The sequence below is a fragment of the Comamonas sp. MYb69 genome, from assembly GCF_037479315.1.
Taxonomy (GTDB): Bacteria; Pseudomonadota; Gammaproteobacteria; order Burkholderiales; family Burkholderiaceae_C; genus Comamonas.
In genome coordinates this window covers 42,380-49,060 of sequence record NZ_JBBGZG010000023.1, presented here as the reverse complement: position 1 = coordinate 49,060, position 6,681 = coordinate 42,380, and the positions used below count along the sequence as shown (strand labels likewise).

The 6,681-nt window shown below is 48.6% G+C and carries 6 protein-coding genes and 1 pseudogene; 3 read left to right on the top strand and 4 right to left on the bottom strand.

Features of this window, described 5'->3' with window-relative positions:
* Positions 1–80: 80 nt before the first annotated feature.
* The 3 genes and pseudogenes from WH303_RS23395 to WH303_RS23385 form a co-directional block, all read right to left on the bottom strand.
* Positions 81–476: pseudogene (locus tag WH303_RS23395) on the bottom strand (YqaJ viral recombinase family nuclease); the annotation flags it as partial.
* 231 nt (positions 477–707) lie between these two features.
* Positions 708–1,703: a DUF932 domain-containing protein gene (locus tag WH303_RS23390; RefSeq protein WP_339521275.1), complete on the bottom strand. Its 996-nt coding sequence runs from the start codon at positions 1,701–1,703 to the stop codon at positions 708–710.
* 15 nt (positions 1,704–1,718) lie between these two features.
* Entirely contained in the window at positions 1,719–2,147 is a 429-nt protein-coding gene (locus tag WH303_RS23385) for a hypothetical protein (protein WP_339521274.1), read from the bottom strand.
* A gap of 233 nt (positions 2,148–2,380) precedes the next feature.
* Here WH303_RS23385 and WH303_RS23380 point away from each other — a divergent pair, with 233 nt between their 5' ends.
* The 3 genes from WH303_RS23380 (at position 2,381) to WH303_RS23370 (ending at position 5,595) form a co-directional block, all read left to right on the top strand.
* Positions 2,381–2,650 (top strand): AlpA family phage regulatory protein, encoded by a 270-nt coding sequence (locus WH303_RS23380; protein WP_339521277.1) that lies wholly within the window; start codon positions 2,381–2,383, stop codon positions 2,648–2,650.
* Positions 2,651–2,857: 207 nt separating this feature from the next.
* Complete coding sequence (locus WH303_RS23375; RefSeq protein ID WP_339521273.1) at positions 2,858–4,462, top strand: YfjI family protein; 1,605 nt, start codon at positions 2,858–2,860, stop codon at positions 4,460–4,462.
* Between the two features lie 479 nt (positions 4,463–4,941).
* Positions 4,942–5,595: an inovirus Gp2 family protein gene (locus tag WH303_RS23370; RefSeq protein ID WP_339521272.1), complete on the top strand. Its 654-nt coding sequence runs from the start codon at positions 4,942–4,944 to the stop codon at positions 5,593–5,595.
* Positions 5,596–5,655: 60 nt separating this feature from the next.
* On the opposite strand, the gene WH303_RS23365 is transcribed toward WH303_RS23370, so the two are convergent.
* Complete coding sequence (locus tag WH303_RS23365; RefSeq protein WP_339521271.1) at positions 5,656–6,615, bottom strand: hypothetical protein; 960 nt, start codon at positions 6,613–6,615, stop codon at positions 5,656–5,658.
* Between the last annotated feature and the right edge of the window lie 66 nt (positions 6,616–6,681).

The following is a 6,681-nucleotide window of genomic DNA, read 5'->3' as shown; positions in this document are numbered from 1 at the left end:
TGTCATTGTGTTTACGGACAAGCAGGCTGTCGCCTGCAGTGAATTGGCCGTTTACACAAAATTCTGCACACCCTCGGACATGAAGCTCCCACCACTTCCCGGTCGATGTTGGCGAGCATCCAGGGAACCTGGGGGTGGCCCAGTACGGCATTGACCCGGCGCACCTTGTTGCCGGTGCGCTTGGTGTAGTGGGCGGCGACAATGGGTTCGAGCAAGGTGCCCCAGTACATGGGGCTGGTCTCGTCGTTGGGATCCACGGTCGGCAGGAGGTGGCCCTTGCCTGTCTTGTGCATCCACAACTCCAGTTGGGACTGATAAGGGTTCAATCCCACGGAAGCTGCAGCATCGGAGCTGCCGATGCCTTGGCGGCGCACGTCCAGCCAGGTCTCGCGCGGCATGTCCCGGGTGGAAACGAGGCGCAGTGCGGGGCGTCTGGCCTGTGAGGCTGATACAGGTTTAAAAACAGGTGTCGACATGGTGCCTCCAATGAAATGGGTGAAGAAATAGACAAAGAAACAGACAAGGAAAGACCAATGCAGGCGATTGCCTTCCTTCTCCAGTCCCCTGCCCACAAAATCTCGAAAGCACAAAGCCCTCACCGCAGTGGTGAGGGCCTATGACGTCGAGAGGCTTTGAATGAGAAAGGAAGGGACAGAGGGAGAAGGCCTAGGGCCGAAGGGCAAAAGGCGCGCAGCAAGCCCGTGGATTCAGGCCACCAGTTGCAAGGCGTGCTCCAGTGCCCGCTGTTTGACCGCAGCCCCCACACCAAACCAGGCACTGTCCAGGCGGTTGTCCTGGCTGCGAGCCCGGCGCTCATGGTCCACGTACTCGGTGATTGAGCACAGCAAACCCCAGGCCGTGCCCTGGGCTGCGGACAGGGTGGCGCCGCGCCCGTGGCCGTCAAAGAGCATCTGCGCCTTCTGCAAGGCCCGCTCATTGGTCAAACCCGTGGACTGCCCTGCTCCGCCGATACCGGGTTTGTCTGATGCGCACAGCACCTTCAGGAAGAAGTTCATGGCCTCGTGGCTCTTGACCTTGCGTTCTGCCAGGGTGCGCATCTGGTACATGAAGGAATCCCACTGGCCCACGGCAATACCCAATTGACGTTTGACGGCCTGGGCATCAAAGCGGGTGGAGTGGGAGACCTTCACGGCATTGGTCGCTCCCTGCAAGGCAATCGCCAGGGTGTTGTTGCAAACTACCCGCACGGTGGTGGGCATGGCGACCGTGGCCAGGGTGCCGTCACAGGAAGTCGCCAAGAGCAGATAACCGTTGACGACGTCATCGCCTTTGAGGGCAACTGATTTGCCAGTCCGGGCCAAGGCCCAGAACTTGCGACCTGCCTTGAGCACACCGGCCGTCTCCAGTTCATAACCAGCAAGCTCCGTGAGATCCCGGTAGAACTCCAGCACATCGCGGGGCTGCACCACCTGGTAGCGGTTGCTGACCACTGACAGCGCTGCCTTGGTGTCACTGCGGTACAGCACCTTCTGGTCCGGGAACTCCATGGGCTCGGCGTACATGGCAGAAGACGCTTCCGAGCTGTCAGCAGCCAGATAGCGCACCGGCGTTTCGAGGATCTGCCACTGCATGCCTGCGGCTTGAGCCCAGACATCGAGGGATTGCTTGCGAGGCAGGTGGTTGCCCAGTTGGTGCCAGGGGGTCTGACCTGCGTAGGCCATGGTTTCGACGAGATGGGACATGGTGATCTCCTTGCATCAAGCCTTGAACGAATTGCCGCAGCTTTGGCATTCGTAGTTGTCCAGATAGGTCTCGTCGATCTGCTCGCCGATGCGGCCGCCGACTTCGTGACCCAGGGTACCGCCGAGCACACCACCGATGATGGCGCCGAGCAAGGAGCCCAGAACCCCGCCGACCGGGCCGCCCACAAACCCAACAGATGCGCCGGTAGTGGCACCCTGCATGGCACCAGCGATGCCCGTGGCTGTACCTGCGGCAGAACCGACACGCTGGCCCAACTCCTTGGCGATGTCCTTGGCTCGGACATTCAGAGCGTGGCAATGAGGACATTGGATAGACATAGAAACTCCTGACGTAAAGAAAAGCGCCCCGGGCTCGAAAGCCAGGGGCGCGATGGGATGGAAGATTGAGATGAAATCAATGCGGAACAGCTCGATTCGCAGCAAACCGTTCCTTCATCACATCAGGGATATATGACTGAAGAGATTTGGGATCAGAGGAGGAGGGCTATTTCTTTAGATACGCTAGCCAGCAATGGCTCGCTTAGAGAACGAGCTAACCTAACGCTCCTAAAAAATGAGCGAAAAGTTTATATATGGCAAGCTATGGCGCAGAAAGATACGTGATACACGGTACCTCATCAATTTTTTATTGATACACGTGTTCCCCTGTGCTGCAGATGAATCCCGATACTCCGTTTCGTCAACAACCACTAACGGAGTTCAAAGTGAACCAATTTTCCCCAGATGAGCGCCCTTTCCGTGTTGTGCGCATGCAAAAAGTCAAAGAAATGACGGGACTTGCACACAGCACGCTTTTCGCAAAATATGACCCATCGAGCCCATGCTTTGATCCTACGTTTCCCAAACGTGTCCGGCTGGGTTTGCGCTCCGTAGGATGGATTGAATCGGAAGTCGTGGACTGGGTTCAAAACTCCCGTGTCCACTAATGCGCCTAGGCCTCATCGCTGCTGATCTATTTCTTGGCTAGAAATAGGTCACTGCTAACCTCAGCAATAGCATCTAGCGCACGTTCAGTTGTAAGTAAACCAGCCACCCTTAATTTTCCACTCCAAATAGAAATGCACCCGATGACTCTTATGAGAATCGGGTGCGATGGGAGTTTTTGTCGATTAATTTCCAAAAAAGTCAGAATTATGAAAAACCACACAATCTCAAACAATGCCTCCCAAATCAGTATAGATACTTCTACTGTTTATATTGAAGAGCCCGAGAAAATTACCAACTCGCTTGCTTCATTCAAACAAGCCATTCATGCCGTTCAATCCGAAATCCAGTCTCCAGTAGGCATGGTCTTTGGCTCAGCACTGTCCATGGCGGCTAGCTGCACTCAAGGCCTCTTCGATGTCGCCTGTCCAGGCGGTGGCCGTAGCCCTACAAGCTTGTTCATTCTCACGATCGCCGAGTCTGGTGAGCGCAAGACGTCTACGGATGCGAAGTTCATGCGCATTGTTTCCGATTTTGAGCAAGAGAAGAATGATGGTATTTGTTTAGAGCCTGCAGCGCATAAGGTTGAATACGACATGTGGAAATCCCAGCGCAAGGCTTACCAAAAACTGCTCGACAGTGCAGTTGATCAGGGCGTTGAAGCATCAATCTTGAACCACAAAGCCAAGCTGCGCGCACACTATGAAAAGGAACCACGAACTACTCCAACGCTTCGCATTATTTTTGAGGACACCACCATGTCGGCTCTGCTGGAGAGCCTTGCCAATACCTTTCCCAATGCAGTTCTTAACTCCAGCGAAGGAGGAATTCTTTTTGAGAGGGCAAATTTGGGCTTTCTTCTTCGTGCCAATAAGGTGTGGGATGGTGGAGATGTCTTTGTAGACCGATCCTCAAAGCCAAGCTATACCGTGCGAAATGCACGCTTGACCATCTCCGCCATGATCCAGAAAAAAACACTTGAACATGCCCTCAAACGCAAGGAAAGTGGTGCACGCTCTTCTGGCTTTTTTGCCCGATTCCTCGTCACCGAGCCTGATTCGACACAGGGCACGCGTTTTGGTAATTTTGCACCTACTCAGGAGTCTCAGAAAACCAAAAACCAAGAGTATATTGACTGGCTCCGAAACCGAGCGCTTGAGCTGCTGCCTGAATCCCTGGGGGCTGATGGCCAACCTAGAAAACTAGTTCACTTCTCACCTGCTGCTGCCAAAGTCTGGAAGAATTTCTATAACGAAGTTGAGTCAGCCCTCGCTCAAAATGGGGTCCTTTCAGACATCAAAGATTTTGCATCAAAGATTTCCAACAATATGTCCCGCATTGCTGCCGTATTGCACTGCTTCTGTGGTTTAAAGGGCGATATCAGTGCCGAGACTGCGCAGTTCTCCGCCGAGCTTTGTAAGGTTTACATTTCAGAATTCAAGAAACTATTCGGATTCAAAGATCCGATAGCAATTGCTCACTCGAATGCTACCAAGGTATACGAATTTCTTTGCAAAAATCACCATAAATGGAAATATTACGGATTTCCCAAATCATGGCTACTTCGCCACGGACCATACGGCTGTCGCTCAAGCATTGAGCTTGATACTGCTTTGGGAATTTTGGAGAATAAAAATTTAGTGCGTGTGGAAAGGCAACAAGGTGGACGTAGCAGCTGTACTGTCATCCTCAACACCACGGGTTTCAATGGACAGATCTCAATCCCAAAGTTGAGTCCCCCAATGGAAGATGTCTGGAATAGTTTGCTCCAGAGTAAGACTCCCAACATTTCCCTGATCCAACTTCGCGTCTGAGTTCATAAAGTGGCTGCTACACCTGCTACGTAGCAGGTGTAGCAGCCTTTTGCATTTGATAGAGCGATTCCCAAGCACTTCTATTGCTGAAGGATAGAAAATTATAAAGACAGGAACCGGCATCTTCTTGGATAATTTTTTTACCGAGTGAATTTTAAAATGGAAAGTCCACTTTATGGCTGCAAACAGCAAGAATATCCATCACTATTAATGACTTCACCCCGAGCAACAGTGTATGTTTAAGTATTATTAATAAATAAGATATTAATAAACAAGATCAAACTCAACTGACGAGATCAGTAAACAATCAACTCCATCGCATCAAAGGACAGGTGAAATCAACTAAGCCAGCGAGCTCTACTGATAGGCACATCTACCCCCCAACTGCACCCATCCAGTGCAAGAAAAAATGAGAGACAAATATTGAGATTTATAGAGAGCTTCGAAGGGTATGTACTAATAACCGCAAGACACAACTCATGAAGCGCAATCCGCTCAACACTAATCACCATCTTCATCATGAACCTTTCTATCAAGGACATGAAGTGCAAATCAATCATGGGCCATTAATTAAGGAAAATCTTGCGAGATCACTAAATTGCTTCGAAAAAGCATTAAACAAATATCCTCGCGTATGCTCGATGCGATTCGATCTGCACATTCCCGACAACTATTTTTCAGCAGGATTAAATGACAACGACTTAATCAATAAATTCATTTCATCTTTGCGCTCTCAGATCCAGAGCTCTCAAAGTAAAAGCCGGAAGTTGGGCAATCGCGTGCATGACACGGACGTACGATATACATGGGGCCGAGAAGTAAGTAGTACCGGAAGGGTTCACTACCATATAAACCTTTTATTGAATAACGATGCATATGCCCATATCGGAGAGTTCAATTTAGATAACGACAACATGTATAGCCGTATTCATAAAGCGTGGGCAAGTGCCTTAGGTGTATTGATGAATGATCTGGTAGGATTGATCCACACCCCCCAAAATCCCACATATTTAATCAGAAGGGATGACACTCAGTCTTTCGATGAAGCCTTCTTTCGATCCAGCTATTTGTGCAAGATGGAAACCAAGGAGTTTGGGCACAGCTTCCACACTTTCGGATGCAGTAGGATATAGCAGCATTTAGAGATAGAAGCACTACTTTTTACGCCAGCAGTGCTTTTCATTTGGTGGCTTTTAGTGCTTTAAGTTAATGAATTGCGATACTGCATTTCTATAAGCATCATCACTTTTTAGATATTTTTTAAAATTCCTATCAAGATGTTCAATATCAAAATACTGCTGATCCACGTTACTCTCCTGCATTAAACGATAGCGAACTTGAAAATCATTTTTAACTTCTCTTACTGCAGATGATATTGTTTTAAACCTCTCTCCGCGATGTGCATACTTCTCCCCCAGAAGCTCCAACATCACCTCCTTTACTTCTTCTTTATAATCCAATCTATCGGATTTTTTAGATTCGCGCTCAACAGTCTCTGCCTTGATTTGATTTTGTTCAAAATAGTGAACCAGAGCATGCATCTTACCAATATTTATATACATATATCTCAGCAGCACAAAGTAGTCTTCTGCGCAGATAAACCAAATCTGCTTTTTCTTCTTTTGTTTTTTATCACTATCTTTCTTCTCAGGCTCTTTTTCTTCTTTTGTTTTTTCGTCCTCAACTCCATTCAGGGAATCACCGAGGGGGAAGTAAGCTCGATAAAAACACTTTCTGTAGTAACGTATAAGCTCCAGCATCTCTCTGCACATACGCACTGCGTAGGACTTCGTTAAACAAAAATCTCTGAATACTCCGGATTCAAGCAAAAATTGAGATGTACGGATTCGCTCTATAAGGGCCATGCGGTCATCTTCAGAAAAAAAGACATCCAATTCTCTCTCTGTGAAGACTTGCAGCTCCATTAACTCGATACAAAGACTATTTACTTGATGTTTAATTTTAATTAATTTGTCATAGGGATCCGATGCATAGGGATCCGCATTTTTTATGTTATCACCGTGAGAACTGACATCTGTATGGTTTACCTCTTCAATCTCGGCGCAGTATTCGACAACAGGGTCCAATGTAGCCTTCCCGATAACATCCGGCCGAGGTGATACAAGGCTTTCTATTGGAGGTTTGAAATTCATTTTTTACAGTTTTATAAAGTTGATATTTCAATCAATTCATCAAAATAGCAAATCCTGGCCACAATG